This is a genomic window from Pseudoalteromonas sp. 0303 (assembly GCF_013349995.1).
In the GTDB taxonomy this organism is placed as follows: domain Bacteria; phylum Pseudomonadota; class Gammaproteobacteria; order Enterobacterales; family Alteromonadaceae; genus Pseudoalteromonas.
Map to the genome: position 1 here is coordinate 91,437 of NZ_JABVXF010000014.1, position 16,219 is coordinate 107,655.

At 40.6% G+C, this 16,219-nt stretch carries 21 protein-coding genes and 1 pseudogene; 8 read left to right on the forward strand and 14 right to left on the reverse strand.

Features of this window, described 5'->3' with window-relative positions:
* Window positions 1–46: 46 nt before the first annotated feature.
* Together HUS62_RS11210 and HUS62_RS11215 are read left to right on the forward strand one after the other, a co-directional pair.
* Complete coding sequence (locus HUS62_RS11210; protein ID WP_175079573.1) at window positions 47–391, forward strand: hypothetical protein; 345 nt, start codon at window positions 47–49, stop codon at window positions 389–391.
* A 52-nt stretch (window positions 392–443) separates the two neighbouring features.
* Complete coding sequence (locus HUS62_RS11215; protein ID WP_175079574.1) at window positions 444–689, forward strand: hypothetical protein; 246 nt, start codon at window positions 444–446, stop codon at window positions 687–689.
* 14 nt (window positions 690–703) lie between these two features.
* Here the strand turns inward: HUS62_RS11215 and fghA are convergent, their stop codons facing one another.
* Together fghA and HUS62_RS11225 are read right to left on the reverse strand one after the other, a co-directional pair.
* Window positions 704–1,540 carry an S-formylglutathione hydrolase gene (fghA, locus tag HUS62_RS11220; protein ID WP_130167173.1) on the reverse strand — a complete coding sequence of 279 codons (837 nt, stop codon included), beginning with the start codon at window positions 1,538–1,540 and terminating at the stop codon, window positions 704–706.
* A gap of 54 nt (window positions 1,541–1,594) precedes the next feature.
* On the reverse strand, window positions 1,595–2,716 hold the full coding sequence (locus HUS62_RS11225) for an S-(hydroxymethyl)glutathione dehydrogenase/class III alcohol dehydrogenase (protein WP_135924871.1): 1,122 nt from the start codon (window positions 2,714–2,716) through the stop codon (window positions 1,595–1,597).
* 110 nt (window positions 2,717–2,826) lie between these two features.
* On the opposite strand from HUS62_RS11225, the gene HUS62_RS11230 reads away from it, so the two are divergent.
* The 6 genes and pseudogenes from HUS62_RS11230 to HUS62_RS11255 all read left to right on the forward strand — a co-directional run bounded on the left by HUS62_RS11230 (window position 2,827) and on the right by HUS62_RS11255 (window position 7,759).
* Window positions 2,827–3,708 carry a LysR family transcriptional regulator gene (locus tag HUS62_RS11230; RefSeq protein ID WP_175079575.1) on the forward strand — a complete coding sequence of 294 codons (882 nt, stop codon included), beginning with the start codon at window positions 2,827–2,829 and terminating at the stop codon, window positions 3,706–3,708.
* A gap of 89 nt (window positions 3,709–3,797) precedes the next feature.
* Window positions 3,798–5,015: a lipoprotein-releasing ABC transporter permease subunit gene (locus HUS62_RS11235; protein ID WP_062564488.1), complete on the forward strand. Its 1,218-nt coding sequence runs from the start codon at window positions 3,798–3,800 to the stop codon at window positions 5,013–5,015.
* Window positions 5,008–5,706, forward strand: a complete 699-nt coding sequence (lolD, locus tag HUS62_RS11240) for a lipoprotein-releasing ABC transporter ATP-binding protein LolD (RefSeq protein WP_175079576.1) — start codon at window positions 5,008–5,010, stop codon at window positions 5,704–5,706. The genes HUS62_RS11235 and lolD overlap by 8 nt, the downstream gene beginning before the upstream one ends.
* Complete coding sequence (locus HUS62_RS11245; protein WP_175079577.1) at window positions 5,696–6,940, forward strand: lipoprotein-releasing ABC transporter permease subunit; 1,245 nt, start codon at window positions 5,696–5,698, stop codon at window positions 6,938–6,940. The genes lolD and HUS62_RS11245 overlap by 11 nt, the downstream gene beginning before the upstream one ends.
* Before the next feature lie 124 nt (window positions 6,941–7,064).
* A pseudogene (locus HUS62_RS11250) lies at window positions 7,065–7,199 on the forward strand (DUF924 family protein); the annotation flags it as partial.
* 113 nt (window positions 7,200–7,312) lie between these two features.
* Window positions 7,313–7,759: a DUF4826 family protein gene (locus HUS62_RS11255; RefSeq protein ID WP_054561606.1), complete on the forward strand. Its 447-nt coding sequence runs from the start codon at window positions 7,313–7,315 to the stop codon at window positions 7,757–7,759.
* A 54-nt stretch (window positions 7,760–7,813) separates the two neighbouring features.
* Here HUS62_RS11255 and HUS62_RS11260 read toward each other — a convergent pair whose 3' ends face one another.
* The 12 genes from HUS62_RS11260 to HUS62_RS11315 all read right to left on the reverse strand — a co-directional run bounded on the left by HUS62_RS11260 (window position 7,814) and on the right by HUS62_RS11315 (window position 15,885).
* Entirely contained in the window at window positions 7,814–8,272 is a 459-nt protein-coding gene (locus tag HUS62_RS11260; RefSeq protein ID WP_175079579.1) for a GNAT family N-acetyltransferase, read from the reverse strand.
* Between the two features lie 12 nt (window positions 8,273–8,284).
* Window positions 8,285–9,430 (reverse strand): cupin domain-containing protein, encoded by a 1,146-nt coding sequence (locus tag HUS62_RS11265; protein ID WP_175079580.1) that lies wholly within the window; start codon window positions 9,428–9,430, stop codon window positions 8,285–8,287.
* Between the two features lie 73 nt (window positions 9,431–9,503).
* On the reverse strand, window positions 9,504–10,874 hold the full coding sequence (gene purB, locus HUS62_RS11270) for an adenylosuccinate lyase (protein WP_054561603.1): 1,371 nt from the start codon (window positions 10,872–10,874) through the stop codon (window positions 9,504–9,506).
* A 33-nt stretch (window positions 10,875–10,907) separates the two neighbouring features.
* Complete coding sequence (gene hflD / locus HUS62_RS11275; protein ID WP_175079581.1) at window positions 10,908–11,510, reverse strand: high frequency lysogenization protein HflD; 603 nt, start codon at window positions 11,508–11,510, stop codon at window positions 10,908–10,910.
* A complete protein-coding gene (mnmA, locus tag HUS62_RS11280; protein WP_058585134.1) occupies window positions 11,510–12,610 on the reverse strand; it encodes a tRNA 2-thiouridine(34) synthase MnmA in 1,101 nt (366 codons plus the stop codon). The genes hflD and mnmA overlap by 1 nt, the downstream gene beginning before the upstream one ends.
* A gap of 177 nt (window positions 12,611–12,787) precedes the next feature.
* On the reverse strand, window positions 12,788–13,222 hold the full coding sequence (locus HUS62_RS11285) for an NUDIX hydrolase (protein WP_175079582.1): 435 nt from the start codon (window positions 13,220–13,222) through the stop codon (window positions 12,788–12,790).
* On the reverse strand, window positions 13,215–13,862 hold the full coding sequence (locus HUS62_RS11290; protein WP_175079583.1) for an rRNA large subunit pseudouridine synthase E: 648 nt from the start codon (window positions 13,860–13,862) through the stop codon (window positions 13,215–13,217). Before HUS62_RS11290 ends, HUS62_RS11285 begins: the two co-directional genes overlap by 8 nt.
* Complete coding sequence (locus HUS62_RS11295; protein ID WP_175079584.1) at window positions 13,862–14,191, reverse strand: TusE/DsrC/DsvC family sulfur relay protein; 330 nt, start codon at window positions 14,189–14,191, stop codon at window positions 13,862–13,864. The genes HUS62_RS11290 and HUS62_RS11295 overlap by 1 nt, the downstream gene beginning before the upstream one ends.
* A gap of 3 nt (window positions 14,192–14,194) precedes the next feature.
* On the reverse strand, window positions 14,195–14,410 hold the full coding sequence (locus HUS62_RS11300) for a DsrH/TusB family sulfur relay protein (RefSeq protein WP_258536772.1): 216 nt from the start codon (window positions 14,408–14,410) through the stop codon (window positions 14,195–14,197).
* A 47-nt stretch (window positions 14,411–14,457) separates the two neighbouring features.
* Window positions 14,458–14,814, reverse strand: coding sequence for a sulfurtransferase complex subunit TusC (tusC, locus tag HUS62_RS11305; protein WP_058585115.1), 357 nt, complete (start codon window positions 14,812–14,814; stop codon window positions 14,458–14,460).
* Entirely contained in the window at window positions 14,811–15,164 is a 354-nt protein-coding gene (tusD, locus tag HUS62_RS11310; protein WP_175079586.1) for a sulfurtransferase complex subunit TusD, read from the reverse strand. The genes tusC and tusD overlap by 4 nt, the downstream gene beginning before the upstream one ends.
* 55 nt (window positions 15,165–15,219) lie before the next feature.
* Window positions 15,220–15,885 (reverse strand): Bax inhibitor-1/YccA family protein, encoded by a 666-nt coding sequence (locus HUS62_RS11315; RefSeq protein WP_175079587.1) that lies wholly within the window; start codon window positions 15,883–15,885, stop codon window positions 15,220–15,222.
* Window positions 15,886–16,219 lie beyond the last annotated feature (334 nt).

Here is a 16,219-nt window from a genome sequence, read left to right on the forward strand (position 1 = left end):
TTTGTTATTATGCTTAGAAAATAAGCTTAAGTGTATTGGAGGACCGATGCTTAAATCTTTGTACGTAATACTATCTCTTAGTTTACTCAGTGGCTGTACTGCAGTTGGCTTAGTTGCAGATGGAATTGGCGGGCGCGCTAGTCAAGCACAGCCGGCAAGCGCTTATGCAGATATAAAAGATAATGACCGAGTTAACTATGGCATGACTATGACGATGCTAGGTTATGAAATCGACAAAGCGATTATTGAAGGCCTAGAGAATGGTAGCAAAGATAAGGATGTTGAGCTTAAATGTCGTCAAATTAGTCGCGCAGTAAAAGAATGTGTTGAGGTTAAAGCTGAGCCAAAAAAAAGACCTACGTTAATGGATAGTTTTAACAATGAAGATTAGCTTTTCAAAACTTGTTATTTGCTTAGTTAGCTACCAATTAGTGGGGTGTACAGTGGCGGGGTCAATAGTCGATGGCTATGCAAAAAACTCACAACCAACAAATCTTGCAACTACAAATGCAAATCAAACTAACAGTACTGTAACCGATGCTGAAGGCTTTTCATTCGCAAAGTTAGGCTTTGAAATTGATAGCGCTGTTATTGGTTTACTCAAACCAAAAGAACAACAACCGCAATTAGTTTGCAGGCAAATTACACGTAGTATTAAAGAGTGTGAGGAAGTTAAGCCCCCACACTAAAAATTAAGTATTAATCACAGATACTTTTGATGAAACATCAGGTGTTCGTCAATAAAGCTGCTGATAAAGAAGTAACTATGATCATAACCCGCGTGCATGTTGATCTCAGCTGGGTAATCTTTTTCGTTTACGACAGCAAATAAGTTCTCAGTTTTGAGTTGCTCAGTTAAGAAGTTATCGGCCTCACCTTGATCAATACGCATCGGTAAATAATCATCAGCGACGGCATTTTTCATTAATTCACAGCTGTCGTATTCAAGCCAACTTGCTTTATCACTACCTAGGTAATTACTGAACGCTTTTTCACCCCAAGGGCAATTAATCGGGTTCACAATCGGGCTAAAAGCACTGGCGCTGACGTATTGTTTAGGGTTTTTAAGTGCAATCATCAATGCGCCGTGACCACCCATAGAATGACCAGCAATGGCTTTTTTGGTCGTCACAGGGAAGTGCGCTTCAATAAGTGCAGGTAACTCAGAAACCACATAGTCGTACATGTTGTAGTGCACATTGTAAGGCGCTTGAGTCGCATTGACATAAAAACCAGCACCTTGACCAAAATCGTAGTTTTCGTCGTCAGGCACATTTTCACCGCGCGGGCTAGTATCTGGAGCGACAATCGCAATACCTAGTTCAGCCGCTTTTTTAAATGCTCCGGCTTTTTGCATAAAGTTTTCATCTGTACAGGTTAAACCTGACAACCAATACATCACTGGCACTTTATTCGTTTCGCTGGCACCTGGCGGTAAAAAAATCGCAAAGCGCATAGCACAATGTGTGCTGCTAGCTTGGTGGGTATATTGTTTATGCCAGCCACCGCTGACTTTTGTTGAGCTTATGTTTTCTAGCATAACCAAATCCTTGAAACAAAGGCGCTAGGTATCAACCTAGCGCTAAATTAAAGATTAATAATGAATAACTGAGCGGATGCTCTTACCTTCGTGCATTAAGTCGAAAGCTTCATTGATATCTTCAAGTTTCATGGTGTGTGTGATGAAATCGTTTAACGCAAACTCACCGTTCATATAGCGCTCAACAATCTCTGGTAATTCAGAGCGACCTTTAACGCCACCAAATGCACTACCGCGCCATACACGACCTGTTACTAGTTGGAAGGGACGAGTAGAGATCTCTTGGCCTGCACCTGCAACACCAATGATTACTGATTCACCCCAACCTTTGTGACAACATTCAAGAGCAGAGCGCATTACATTAACGTTACCGATACATTCAAATGAGAAATCAACACCGCCGTCAGTCATTTCAACGATAACTTCTTGGATTGGTTTGTCGAAGTCATTTGGATTGATTAAATCAGTTGCACCTAGTTTAGTAGCAAGATCAAACTTACTGGTGTTGATATCAACACCAATGATACGGCTTGCACCCGCCATTTTTGCACCGATAATCGCCGATAAACCGATACCACCTAAGCCAAAAATAGCGACTGTATCGCCTTTTTGAACTTTTGCTGTTTTAGTAACAGCACCCATGCCGGTTGTTACACCACAACCAAGTAAACAAATTTCTTCAAGAGGCGCTTCTTTGCTTACTTTAGCAAGTGAAATCTCTGGTAATACAGTGTACTCAGAGAAGGTAGAGCAACCCATGTAGTGATAAATTGGTTGACCATCTTTATAGAAACGCGTTGTGCCATCAGGCATTAAACCTTTACCTTGCGTTTCACGTACCGCAGAGCATAAATTTGTTTTGCCCGATTTACACATTTTACACTCGCCACATTCAGCAGTGTAAAGAGGAATAACATGATCGCCTACTTCAACATGTGTTACACCTTCACCTACGGCTTCAACAATACCGCCACCTTCATGGCCAAGGATTGCTGGGAAAATACCTTCAGGGTCTTCACCAGATAAAGTAAATGCATCGGTATGACAAACACCTGTAGCAACAATCTTTACAAGCACTTCGCCTTTTTTAGGCATCATTACATCCACTTCTTCAATTGATAGTGGTTGATTTGGACCCCAAGCGATAGCCGCTTTTGATTTGATAAAATCAGTCATAACGTTCCCTTATAGTTGTTGGAAGTAAGTATTAAACTTAGTCTATTTTATTTGTTTCTCAATGAATGATAATCTTCGTTTTATTAAAACACTTTTACAGTATGGTAATAATGAATCGTTGGCACGGAATTGATGAGTTTTTAGCGGTAGCAGAAACAGGCAGTTTTACAAAAGCAAGTAAACTACTGGGTATGTCAGTGGCCCATGTAAGCCGGTATGTGAGTCAATTAGAAGAGCGATTAAACACACAATTGTTAACCCGAACAACCCGTAAAGTGGTGCTAACGCAAGAAGGGCAGGTGTTTGCGCATCAAACTAAACAATTACAGCATGCCATGGATGATGCCACGGCACTGCTTGCAGAGCAGCAACTGACACCAAAAGGTAGTATAAAACTAACAGCTCCTGTGATGTATGGTGAAAGTTTCATCATGCCTGCGGTACATTCGTTTATGCAAAAGCACCCAGATATTGAAGTGATCAGCCATTTAAGCAATGAACAAGTCAATCTACTAGAAGATGGGTATGATCTCGCTATTCGCCTTGGTCATTTAAAAGATTCATCTTTAAAAGCACGGCGCATTAGTCAGCGCAGGCTTGTTATTTGTTGTAGCCCTGAATATATCAATAAATTCGGCCAACCACACAGTGTGAGTGAATTACATCAGCACAATTGCCTGATTGGTAATAACAGTTACTGGCGGGTAAAAGAGCAGGGCCAAGACAAGCACATCAAAGTGGCTGGATGTTTAGCCTGTAACAGTGGTTGGGCATTGGTTGACGCTGCAATAAAAGGGTTAGGCATCGTGCAATTACCAGATTACTATGTCAATGAACACCTAGCCGATGGCAGGTTGACTGCTGTTCTTTCGAATGTTGCACCGGCACCTGAAGGGGTATGGGGGGTGTATCCACCAAGGCAGTTTATCGCAACCAATGTAAAAGCATTACTTGACCATTTGGTTGCTACTGTTCAAGTATCAGATTTATAATTATTTTTTACAATTTCGCGCATCCCATGCTAGCTAAATCTATGCTAATATGAGCGCATATTTAGCCCTTGGAATACCCATAATTTATTATGTTTCAACCTGTTAGCCTTTTTATAGGGCTGAGATATAGTCGCTCCTCAAAGGGCAATGCCTTTATCTCATTTATTTCATTTTTCTCTATCGCGGGCATTGCTATTGGTTTAATGGCCTTGTTTACAGTCAGCTCAGTAATGAATGGCTTTGAAAATAACCTTAAAACCAACATGCTTGGTTTAATTCCCCATATTGAAGTATCAGCCGAAGATAATTCGAAAGAAACCATGTTGCAGTTAAAGCAGCAACTAGCAAATTCTCAAGATGTTAAACAAGTTAACCTATACCGCCATGGCGAAGCCATTTTACAAACTAACCAAGATTTGCACGGCGTATTGTTACAAGGCCTTTATGATGAAGGAAGCTCCATCTATAACGTAAAAGATAAAATTGTTGCCGGCAATTGGTCACAAGTGATGGACAGCAACTACCATATTGCAATTAGCCGCTACTTGAGCCGCAAATTGGGTATTTCTCTTGGGGATAAAGTACGGGTGATCATGCCTAATGCCAGTTCGTATACCCCACTTGGTCGAGTACCGAGTCAGCGCTTGTTTACCGTTGCTGCCCTGTATGAAACACAGTCTGAAATTGATATGTCATTGGCATTTACCAGTGGCTATTCGTTAGGCAGAGTTTTAAAACTAGCAAAATCAGCAGCACCCAATTTGAGTGTATCGCTTTATGAACCATTTGCTGTTGAGCAAGTATTGCAATCTCAGTTAGCTATTTTAAACGATTACACTGTGACTGATTGGCGAGCTAGCCAAGGCACATTATTTGCCGCTGTGGCAATGGAAAAGCGCATTATGTCGATGTTACTTGGCTTAATCGTGCTCGTTGCAGTGTTTAATATCGTTTCAGCATTAACCATGATGGTCAGCGAGAAGCAAAGTGAAGTCGCTATTTTACAAACACTGGGCTTAACTCCGTTACAAGTACAGCATGTGTTTATGATCCAAGGCTTATATAACGGCCTTATCGGTACCAGTATTGGTGCGTTACTTGGTGTGCTATTAAGTAGCAACATTAATGAATTATTGAATATGTTAGGCATCAATTTACTAGCGGGCGTGAGTTTACCCGTTAAATTTGATGTTATGAGTTTGAGTTTTATTGCCGCAGGGAGTATTGCGATGAGCTTTTTAGCTACCTTGTATCCTGCCAGAAAAGCTGCAAAAGTGAATCCAGCAGAGGTATTACGTTATGAGTGATTTAGTTATCAATTGTCAGCAGTTAAATAAAGTATATCAAGATGGCGATAACGAGGTTGCGGTATTAAAAGGGGTTGATTTAGCACTTAATCAAGGCGAAATGCTAGCTGTTGTAGGGAGCTCTGGCTCAGGAAAAAGTACCTTATTGCACATATTAGGCACCTTAGATAACGAAAGCTCAGGCAAGGTTGAAATTAAAGGTCAGCAGGTTTCTAAATTAAACCGTAAACAACAAGCCAGTTTCAGAAATGAAAATTTAGGTTTCATTTATCAATTCCATCATCTATTAATGGAATTTACTGCCATTGAAAATGTTGCAATGCCATTATTAATTAAAGGCTTAAGCGCAAAAGCGGCAACCGAAAAAGCCCGTCACATGCTAGATAAAGTAGGGTTATCTCATCGCAGTGAACATAAACCTTCGGCGTTATCAGGTGGTGAGAGGCAGCGGGTTGCAATAGCACGTGCATTAGTAACCGAGCCTGCTTTGGTGCTTGCCGATGAACCAACCGGTAACTTAGATAAACAAAACGCAATTAAGATTTACGATTTAATTAAAGAATTAAATACTAGCTTAAAAACCAGTTTTGTTGTGGTAACCCATGATTTAGAACTTGCAGATAAACTAGGCAAAATTGCCTATTTAGATGATGGTAAACTCGCAATTAAAGAGTCTCAGCATGTTGCTTAGTGCCTTTATTTCAAAACGCTTTCGTGCCCATAGTGGCCAAAAAGACGGACAAAATGGTTTTGTTAGTTTTATCGCTAAAGCATCGACAATCGGCATACTTTTAGGTGTCGCTGTGCTAATTGTTGCTTTATCAGTTATTAATGGTTTTGAGCAGCAGCTAGTACATCGCCTTTTATCGGTTGTACCTCAGGTTGAATATGTTGCCCCTAACAAACCAATCAGTAATTGGCAGTCAAAAGTTGCTCTACTACGCTCTCAAGCCGGTGTAACAGGTGCTGCGCCGTTTATTAGTGTCAACGGCATGGCGCAATATAAAAGTGAGTTAAAAGCAGTTGAAGTGCGTGGTGTAAGCCCTGAATTTGAAAACCAAGTGTCGGCGTTAAACCAATTCACAGAAGGGCGCTTAGTTAGCCAGCTACAACAAGAAGATGTGCTTTTAGGCCAACAAATCGTTAACCGATTGGGCCTTAAAATTGGCGAACCAGTTACCTTATTAATCCCACAGATAAACCAGCAAAGTAACACTTTATTGGCTCCAAAGCGTGTTAGCTTGAATCTTGCGGGTATTATAAAAATGGGTGGCCCAATTGATGAAACAGCGGCTTTCATTCGCCTTGATAAAGCGCAAAGCGTGTTGAGTTTTGAGCAAAACCAAGTAACTGGTTTACGATTACAAGTAGCTGATGTGTTCGCGGCCCATCAAACAGCGATGCGTGTTGGGCAAGTTATACCAGATTATGTCTATGTATCGAGTTGGTTTAGAACTCAGGGTAGCTTATATCAAGATATTCAAATGGTTCGTACTATTGTGTATATCGTGGTGTTTTTAATAATTGCGGTAGCGAGTTTTAATATTGTTTCGTCTTTAGTGATGGAAGTACGTGAAAAACAGGCAAACATCGCAATTTTAAAAACCATGGGCGCACAAGATAGCACCATTTTAGCAACCTTTGTGATGCAAGGTTTTACACAAGCTTTAATTGGTGTGATCTTAGGCACAGTTATCGGTGTAATGCTTGCGTTAAACATCAGTGAACTGTTCACTTGGGCAAGTAACTTATTTGGCGATAACCCGTTACAAGGGGTTTATTTTATTGAGTTTTTACCCAGTAAATTAGTTTGGCAAGATATTGTTATCACGGTGATTGTTACCTTTGTTCTCGCTATTTGGGCTACCTTATATCCTGCGTGGCAAGCAACCCGAGTTGACCCTGCAAAAGTACTGGGTAATTAAGGAGTGTTTATGGATAAGCAAAGGATTATCGATTTCTGGTTTAATGAATTAGGACCAGAAGCTTGGTATCAGCAATCAGATGAAGTTGAATCAGCAAGCTGAGCAATTGTTTAAAGGCATGAGTAATTATGAATTTGAACTAAAGCACAAAGTGATTATTGATAGGTTTGGTCGCTACCCACATCGCAATAAAGTTTTAGGTCGTGAATCAACCCCTGAAGAGCTGCAATTTTTAACAGAGCCTAACTCTTCTTTCTGAGTTGATTGAATAGTACGCAAGTAAATTTAAATGCTCTTTGATTGCCCGTAAACACTTGCACAGCGCCATTTTAAACCTTAAAGTGTCAGAAATGTTGTAAAAGAGTAACCACCATGGAACAAAAACAAGCAAGACCATTAACACCAGAAGAACAAGCCGAAGCGCAAAAACAAAGTGTTATTTGGCAAAGAGAATGTTTCCAAAATGCACAAAAGCATTTAGCTGAAAAAGGCGTTATTCCGCAAACTGTTGTAGAAAAAGAAAGCCGTTTTATTGCCCCATTAGTAGCGATTTGGAAATTTAAAGCACAAAACGGTAAGAGCTATTGGGTGATCACCGGTCGTTTACCTACCGATCACGCTGAAGCAAGTGCAGCAAACAATGCACGTGAAGTATTACGTTATTTCTCTATGCAGTGGCAGATGAAGGCTGATCAGCTAATGCAATCAGGTGCGGTAGATAAAACTAAAGTTGATTTTGCTAACCTGTTAATTAACCGTGCTCACGGTTTATATGAGCTATTTGAAAAAGAAGAAATGTGGCAAAACGAGCCTGCATAACTTCTAATAAAAAAGCTGAATAATGTTATTCAGCTTTTTTAATTAACATATACCTTAATGCACCAAAGTGAATGGCCGCGTATCAAACTGCTTAATAGGGCAGAGCATTCGTTGCCTTGGAATACCAGCCTCCATAAATACTAAGCCATCAGCCGAAAAGCCATTTCGTTTAAATCTATCTACTTCGTTCAATATGCAATTAATGCTGACGCAATCACAGCCTTGCTTTTCAGCCATGCCTACTAAGTAATTCAATAATGATTTGTAAACCGAACGGTTACGATGCTCAGGTAAAACGGCAATACGGCCAATGAGGCCATCACTACATAAACGCCCGGTTGCAACCGGGCATTTACACTCATCTGTAACGAGTACGTGGTGTGCTGTTTTATCTAGGTGATCAAACTCTATGTGTTTAGGGATATGTAATTCGCATACAAATACCCGTTCTCGGATTTGTTGTAAGAGTTCCTTGTCGATACTCCATTCAACTTCATCTATATGATAGCCCATAAACACACGCTCCTAACAAAACCAAACACCCTCATTTAAAAGTGTAGTAAAGGTTTTCAAGAAAATGTGATTATTTTTTGAACTATTTATATCAGCAGAGGTCAAGCAGGTTTGATCTGTGAGCTTTGTTATTAATTCAAGGTCAGTTAAATCATGCATATAATTAACACCATTAATACTTAAAAGTATTTTATCGTCAATTACTTGATAAATGGCACGGGTACCACCTAAACGCTCAAAAACAACGTCTTCATCTTTGAGTAAGTCATTTACGTCATCTAGTGTATATGGCTCCTCTAAAGGCGCTAAATCCATGTCATGTTTTGGCTGACTCATACTGTTACCAAGCCAAGTCTTGAATACTGCGTCATCATTAATCGCAGCAATCATAAGTTGCTTTACTTTTTCCGCTTCAGTTTGGTTAAGTTCACCTTTAGATGAACGCAACTTAAGCTCTGCATCACCATATCGTTGATTACCAAGCTCAGTATCGATGAGGTGATCGGCAAATTGTGATAATAAATCGCGTTGGTTTGGCGCTCTAAAACCCACAGAGTAATTAAGTGCATTTTCAACTGCGTAACCTTCATGTGGGCAACCCGGTGGAATATAGAGAATATCTCCCGGCTCTAACACACAGTCGATCACGGCAGGAAATTGCTCAACTTGTAACAGGCTCTTATTTTGTGCAAATTGCTTTAAGTTCGCATCAGGTAAACCAACTCGCCAGTGGCGTTTTCCTTCACCTTGAATAATAAACACGTCGTATTGATCTAAATGCGGACCCACGCCACCACCCGGGGTAGAGTAGCTGATCATTAAATCATCGATACGCCAGTTTGGAATAAAGCGAAATGGCTCAAGTAGTTGCGCTGCATCGCTATGCCAATGGTCAACTGCTTGCACCAGTAATGTTGAGTGCTTTTCAGTTAGCAAGCTAAAGTCTTCAAAAGGACCATGGTATGCTTGCCAATCATCTGAGTGATTGGTCACAATACGTGATTCAATGCTTTCCTCCATGGCAAGACCGGCCAATTCTTCGGGCTCAATCGGATCTGCAAAATCCTTGAAGCCTTGCTTTATAAGTAATGGTTTTTTCTGCCAATACTCAGCTAAAAATTGCTCTTGGGTTAATGAATTGATGGTTAATTGATACATAACGTGACCTAAGCGAATTGATATAAAAAAAGCGAAAGGAAGGCCTTTCGCTTTTTTAAGTCTTAATTTGAATTTAAGCTAAGTTGTCGATGAACTCAACAGCACGACCAATGTAATTAGCCGGAGTTAATTTTTTCATTTCTACTTTTGCTTCTTCAGGTAACTCAAGACCATCGATGAAATCAGCCATGATTTCTTGGTTTACGCGCTTACCACGAGTAAGGTCTTTAAGTTTTTCATATGGCTTTTCGATACCATATTTACGCATAACCGTTTGGATTGGCTCTGCTAGTAATTCCCAGTTTTGGTCTAGTTCTGCTAATAAACGCTCTTCGTTTACTTCAAGCTTGCTAACACCTTTTAATGTCGCTTGGTAAGCGATAAGTGTGTAGCCCATACCAACACCTAGGTTACGTAACACTGTTGAGTCAGTTAAGTCACGTTGCCAGCGAGAAACAGGTAGTTTTTGCGCAAGGTGAGTAAAGATAGCGTTAGCAATACCTAAGTTACCTTCAGAGTTTTCAAAATCAATCGGGTTTACTTTGTGAGGCATAGTTGATGAACCAATCTCACCTGCGATTGTTTTTTGTTTGAAGTGGTTAAGTGCAATGTAGCCCCAAACGTCACGGTCAAAATCAAGTAATACAGTGTTGAAACGTGCAACTGCATCGAATAACTCAGCAATGTAATCGTGTGGCTCGATTTGTGTTGTGAACGGGTTGAATGTTAAACCTAGGCTCGTTACGAACTGCTCAGCGTGGCTGTGCCAATCGTAATCTGGGTATGCACTTAGGTGAGCGTTGTAGTTACCTACAGCACCGTTGATTTTACCTAACATTTCTACGTTAGCAATTTGGTCACGTTGACGCTTTAAGCGCATGTAGACGTTTGCAAACTCTTTACCCATTGTAGAAGGGGTAGCTGGTTGACCGTGGGTACGTGTCATCATTGCAACTGACTTGTACTCAACTGCTTTTTCTTTTAATGCATTTAGAAGTTGGTCACAGTATGGAAGTAATACTTTGTCACGCGCTTCGGTAAGCATTAAACCGTGAGACAGGTTATTGATGTCTTCTGAAGTACATGCAAAGTGAATGAATTCGTTAACTGCGTTAAGCTCTGCGTTATCAGCTACTTTTTCTTTAAGTAGGTATTCAACTGCTTTTACGTCATGGTTAGTTGTGCGCTCGATCTCTTTAACGCGTGCTGCATCAGCTTCGCTAAAGTTATCAACAATGGCATTAAGTAAAGCATTAGCCTCGTCGCTAAATGCCGGTACTTCTTTGATTGCGCTAGCTGCAGATAAAGCTTGTAACCAACGAACTTCAACAGTTACACGGTATTTGATTAAACCAAATTCGCTGAAAATACTGCGTAGTTCCGTGGTCTTGCTGCCATAGCGACCATCTACCGGAGAGATAGCGGTTAACGCTGAAAGCTCCATAATGACTCCTAAATTGTCTAGTTTGAACGATAATTAAATTGATTGTTTAGCAATGGCGAGGATTTTTCTTTTTGCAAAGAAAAAGTGACGGCGTTTACCGCCCATTTGTCGCCATAACACGGCACTACGAATTCCGGCCAATAATAGGGCACGAATTTTGTTTTGCGTGAGCTGCTGTTTTAATAACTCTGGCTTGCCATACACTTGAATACGATGCCCAAGGGGGCTTAGCACCGATGAGTAAATATCAGCAAGCGCTGCTACTACAGTATCATCTGTGATAGCAAAGTGGTCGAGGCGACGTTTAACATCATCAATGCGACGACCTAATTCATTTAAGCTGTTTTGTTTTGAACTTAATGCACGTTCTAATTGCATTAAACCACCCACATATTTTACGATTTCGACGTCTTTGTCTGCGCCGGCAGAAAGCTGTGCAATCAAAATGCGATAGCCTTCACGTAAATTATGTTTACCCTGATACACGTCTTCAGGGCTATTTGGTGATGTTTCGACAATACAGTTTAGTAATTTTTCTAATTCGTGATCACTGCCTTGGCCAAATTGCGCAACTTTTTGTACTTGTTTAGCAACTTGACACATGGCAGCTAAAGCCATGACTTGGTGCTCTGTCATTATTTGATCACCGAATCAATAATACCACCACCTAAACAGACTTCGTCAGCGTAGAATACGGCTGATTGGCCCGGTGTCACTGCTTTTTGTGGCTCATCAAATAATACGCGTGCCATACCATCTTCACCAACAAGTAAAGTACAGCTGATATCTTCTTGGCGATAACGAGTTTTAACAGTACAGCGTGTGGTCCCTTTAGGGCCTTCGCGGTCAACCCAGTGAAGCTGGTTTGCATTTAAACCATTGCTGTACAGGCGAGGGTGGTCTTTACCTTGACCAACTACTAATACGTTACGATCAACGTCTTTATCAACTACATACCAAGGTTCACCCGAACCTTCTTTCATGCCGCCAATTAATAGACCTTTACGTTGACCAAGTGTGTGGTACATCAAGCCTTCGTGCTCACCCACTTCATTGCCATCGGTATCTTCAATTTTACCTGGCTGTGCTGGTAAGAATTTTTGTAAGAAGTCTTTAAATTTACGCTCACCAATAAAACAGATACCGGTACTGTCTTTTTTATCGTGAGTGATTAAGTCTTGCTCTTCAGCGATGCGGCGTACTTCAGGCTTAGCAATATCGCCAACAGGGAAAAGTGTTTGCGCAATATGCTCATGGCTTAGAGTGTATAAGAAATAGCTTTGATCTTTGTTGTCATCAAGGCCACGACACATTACAAATTTATCACCGCGCTTTTCACGGCGAACATAGTGGCCAGTAGCGATGTAATCAGCACCAAGTGCTTGTGCTGCAAATTCTAAAAATGCTTTGAATTTGATTTCTTTATTACACATGATGTCTGGGTTTGGTGTACGGCCTGCCTTGTACTCTGCTAAAAAGTATTCAAACACGTTGTCCCAGTATTCGGCTGCAAAATTTACAGTGTGAAGCTCAATACCTAGCTTATCGCACACAGCTTGTGCGTCTTGTAGGTCTTCAGCTGCAGCGCAATATTCATCATTATCGTCTTCTTCCCAGTTTTTCATGAACAGGCCTTCAACTTGATAGCCTTGTTGCTTTAATAAATACGCTGATACAGAAGAATCAACACCGCCGGACATACCCACGATGACTTTAATGTGACTATTTTCGCTCATAATATTCGCTGTCATTTTTTAACTGCTATGGAAAGGCCGATATTATATACCCAAACCACCTCAAGATGCGAGTTTCAGTTGGAATTAAAAGCGATTTAGGCAAGGCATTGATTGCAAGTAATAGTGGTTTGGGCATAGCAAACTTTTAGACACCCAAACCAGCCAAAATCACAGTGGTTATTGGTAAATCAAACTAAGTGGGTAGGCTTTACCAGCTAAATGATCTTCAATGCATTTTAAAACCAGAGGGCTTCTAAGCGGCAGGCTTTTAATTTGCTCAAGGCTAAACCAATCTGCGCTAAGAATGTCATCATCTTGGGGAGATGGTTCAAATAGCTCTGGGCTATTAAAAGCAAAGCTAAAACGCATATAGTGAACGCCATTTGCGGCATGCAAATTATAAATGCCAACAAGGTGACTGGCATTAAGGCTAATGCCTGTTTCTTCAATAAGTTCGCGATGAGCTGCTTCTGCTAAGGTTTCATTGGCTTCTAGATGACCCGCAGGCTGGTTATAGCAAATATCACCTGTGTGTTTATCGCGCTCTTTAACAAGTAAAAATTTGTCTTGGCATGTGACGATGGCGGCCACTGTGACATTTGGTTTATGCATCAGGGTTGTTCACTACTTTAAACTGGCCATTCTCTAATCCATCAAGGGTATAGTTACCAATGCTGTAACGAATTAATCGCAAAGTAGGGAAGCCAACATGCGCTGTCATACGGCGAACTTGGCGATTACGGCCCTCAGTGATAGATATTTCTAACCAACTGGTTGGTATGTTTTTACGCTCGCGAACGGGCGGGGTACGTGGCCAAATTGACGGCTCGTCAATACGCCTAACCTTGGCAGGCTTGGTCATTCCATCTTTAAGCTCTACGCCTTTGTTAAGTGCAAAGATAGCCTCATCAGTAACATCACCTTCTACTTGCACCCAATAAGTTTTAGCTGTTTTTTTATTGGGTTCAGTGAGTGTGTGTTGTAATTTACCGCAGTTGGTAAGGAGCAACAGTCCTTCGCTATCTCTATCTAAGCGTCCTGCTGCATACACATCTTTAATAGTAATAAAGTCGGCAAGCGTTTTACGGTTTTGGTCATCGGTAAATTGGCAAAGCACATCAAATGGTTTGTTAAATAGCACCACTTTTCGCTGCTCAGGGCTAATTGCTTTTTTAACTTGGCGTTTTTGAGTCGGCCTTGAATAAGTTCGTCCGCTGCTGCGACGTGGTTTGCTATTGGCTTTATTAACCATTAAATACACCTAGCCGGTTTAGGTAAACCTGCAATTTTAGTCGCTTGCTTTGCTGGGCCTTTAGGGAATAGCTTATACAAATACATGCTATTACCTTTTTCTTCACCTAGCTTTTGGGCCATTGCTTTGACCAGCATGCGTATTGCAGGGCTGGTGTTGTACTCTACGTAAAAATCACGCACAAAATGCACAACTTCCCAGTGCTGCTCACTTAAGGTAATGTTCTCTTGCTCAGCAATAATGGGTGCAAGATCTTCACACCAATCGTTTGAATCAAGTAAATACCCTTGTTTGTCTGTTTCTATCTGTTTGTTATTAAATTCAAGCATGGTTTACCAAGTAATCGTGTTTTTTGCGTTTAAAGTCATTTCTACAAACTGCGCGTAGTTTATTGCGATATCGCCTTGATTAAATGAAATATCACGGGCTGCAGCATCTTCTTCAAGTAAATGAATTGCTGAAGAGAACTGCTTAAACTGCATGTTGTTATAACAAGCGTCACTAACAAGAAGTACTGTATCTTGCGAAGAAATTAAATTTGCCAACATATTATTGCAATAGTGAGCTAAGGGTTTTGAAAAAATATGCAAGGTACTCATAAGGTCACCACTTGATGCTGTTGGCTAATTAAGTCTCGCTGTTGCTCAAAGTTAGCTACTTTAACATCGATAATCAGACTATCTTCTGAAAGGTTAAAATCCATCAACGACTTTTCACATACATATATGTTTTCAACATCGTATAACTCAAGGGTTTTAATGGTTTTAAAATAGTTTTTAATGCCAAGTTGCTCTGGTTGTTGATTTTTTTTCAAAGCTAAAACTGCCTCACCACTTAGAAGCCAACTAATGTTTTGTTCAATAGCGGCAAAAATTAGTGTCGTGTCGAGTGATTCACGAATATGTTGATCGTCAAATGGGCTATGTTGGCTTATTACTAAAATGTTTTTCATTTAAATTGCACCCATTTATCCGCTTCACTGACAAGCATCGCAAATTCTGCAAGCCCAGCGACGGTAAACACGCCTGTGTTATCGATATCTAAGCCACGCTTTTCAGCAGCAGTGACACATAGCAGTAGAGGGATCTCTTGCTCACTTAACGACTGCCACAAACGATTAATTGGAAGCTCGTCGCTGGCAAGATCTAAATGGTTACTTGCGTGGTAAACACCAGCTTGATAAAGAAAGATAGCTGCAATTGAGTGACCAGAGTCAAGACAGGCCTGTGCAAATTTAATTAGCCGTTGAGTTGTGTCGTGATCGGTCGGCGCGGTATGAAGAGAAAGTACAAATTGTGCCAAAACGCATCCAATAAAAAAGCCCCTAGAAAGGGGCTATTTTAGCAGAACTATTTAATTAGTCATCACTTGCACCAAGTAGGTGAAGAAGAGACGTAAATAAATTATATACGTTCAGGTATAAAGCAACTGTTGCGCGGATGTAATTAGTCTCGCCGCCATTAATGATACGGCTAGTGTCAAATAAGATTAATCCAGACATAATTAGTACAACAGCGGCATTGATAACCATAAAGGTAATTGAGCTGCCAATAAATAAGTTAACTAGGCTTGCAATAATCACCACGATTAAACCCACAGTTAAAAAGCCACCCATAAATGAGAAGTCTTTTTTAGTGGTAAGCGCATAAGCCGACAAACCAAAGAAGATTAACGCAGTAGAGCCTAACGCTTGCATAATAAGCATAGGGCCATTTGGCATTGCAGCGTAGTAGTTAAGCATTGGACCAAGTCCTGCGCCCATTAAACCTGTGAAAACAAATACCCAAGCAACACCTGAAGCACTGTCAGCCTTTTTGTTAACAACAAAAAGCACACCAAGTGAAATCAAGCTAAATACTAACCCCATAAAATAAGGTAGATTCATTGCCATTGATATACCTGCTGTCACTGCGCTAAATGCTAGTGTCATCGCCAGTAAGAAATAGGTATTCTTTAAAACTTTATTGGTTTCAATAGTCGACATTACCGGTCTTGCAGTATTGTACGATTGATTAAACGCCATTGTTAGAGCTCCTTTAAATGAACTTATACGTTCGTTAGTTCCAATTATTAAACTGAACTAAGCCTATCAAGAGTTATATATTTGGGCAAACTATTGTGGATCAATAGACAAGATAAATAATCGAAAAGTTCAATGTTGCGCACAATCTAAACGCTGTTGTACTAATGCTGAGCAAATTAATTGTTTTTTAATCACTTAAACAGTTTTTTGAAAAAAAAGCTTCACAAGCACGGCCGCTTTATCTATTATGCACGCCGTCGGAGAGATGGCAGAGTGGTCGAATGCACCGGTCTTGAAAACCGGCAGGGGTTTGTAGCCCCTCTAGGGTTCAAAT